Origin of the sequence: Roseobacter weihaiensis, assembly GCF_020622345.1 — a bacterium.
Taxonomy (GTDB): domain Bacteria; phylum Pseudomonadota; class Alphaproteobacteria; order Rhodobacterales; family Rhodobacteraceae; genus Roseobacter; species Roseobacter weihaiensis.
Genome location: NZ_JACNMO010000081.1, coordinates 1 through 1,067 on the forward strand (window position 1 = coordinate 1; position 1,067 = coordinate 1,067).

A 1,067-nucleotide genomic window follows, 5' to 3' on the forward strand; every position below is an offset into this window, starting at 1 on the left:
ATGACAACGCCGTCGTCGAAAGCTTCTTCGGCGTGCTCAAACGCGAACGCGTGAACCGCATACGCTACCGCACCAGAGACGAAGCACGCGCCGATCTGTTCGAGTACGTTGAGGTGTTCTGTAAGCGAAAACGTCGCCATGGATATCTTGGCAACGTAAGCCCGGCTGACTTCGAAGAGCGGTCAACCGGATCAATTGAAACTGTCCACTGAAACGGGGCAAGACGAGCCACCTGCCGGATGCTGCAGAGCGGACACATGTCCGCTCTGCGGTTCGATGAAGAATAAGCGAGTTGCTAGAAAGTGTTTGTCCGCTCGACGCCGAGAGCAAAAGGCGCGCCGTCTGGGTCACAAAAGATGAGGCTACGGGCTTCACCAGTTTTATTGGAGTCCACAGAAGCCGAACGCGCGCCCATGGACTCGGCAGCAAAGCAGGCGTCTGAGATAGATGCGACCTTGATGCTCGGCACCCAAGCCGCGTTTGACCCGATTCGCCAAGTCGCGGCATGTTGGAGTGCAACAGGATCGCCCCAAGGCCCAAGGACAGCGATGCATTCCATATCTCGCTTCGGCGAGACCTGCCATTCGAAAAGCTCAGCATAAAACGCCTCCGGGAACTTATCGCCATTGCCGACATACACTTCAGTGCCGAACTGTCGGCGGGGCACGGGAAAGCTGTGCTTTGATAGTGAAAGCCCCAAAAGCGCGCCGAGCGGATCGCGAACGAGCGCATTGCGACCGACGCCCGGCACTTCGAATGGCTCCCGAACGATTATTCCTCCGAGCGAGTTGGTGCGTTCGACCGCCGCATCCACGTCGGCGACTTCAACATAGGTGATCCAGCCATCTTCCTGGTCCTGCGGAGTCTCGGCAAACCCGGCGCCCGCTTCGTCTCCGGATAGAGCAAGGACGAATTCCTTTTCACCGCCGCCCCAAGCAAGGTTCTCTATCTGCGGCTTCGATTTCAAGGACGGATTTAGGTCGCATCGGGCTCATGGTTCTCTCCGGGGTCGAACGTGCCGCCCCATAATGGCGTCGGTGACGGGATGCCTTCTAGAAGTCCGCTGC

General features: G+C 58.1%; 2 protein-coding genes. One reads left to right on the forward strand and one right to left on the reverse strand.

What is annotated here, in order from left to right; all coding sequences use genetic code 11:
* The coding region (locus tag H7847_RS26595; protein ID WP_227272742.1) for an IS3 family transposase at nucleotides 1–212 on the forward strand (212 nt) is incomplete at its 5' end.
* An 83-nt stretch (nucleotides 213–295) separates the two neighbouring features.
* Here H7847_RS26595 and H7847_RS26600 read toward each other — a convergent pair.
* Nucleotides 296–967: a VOC family protein gene (locus tag H7847_RS26600; protein WP_227272743.1), complete on the reverse strand. Its 672-nt coding sequence runs from the start codon at nucleotides 965–967 to the stop codon at nucleotides 296–298.
* Nucleotides 968–1,067 lie beyond the last annotated feature (100 nt).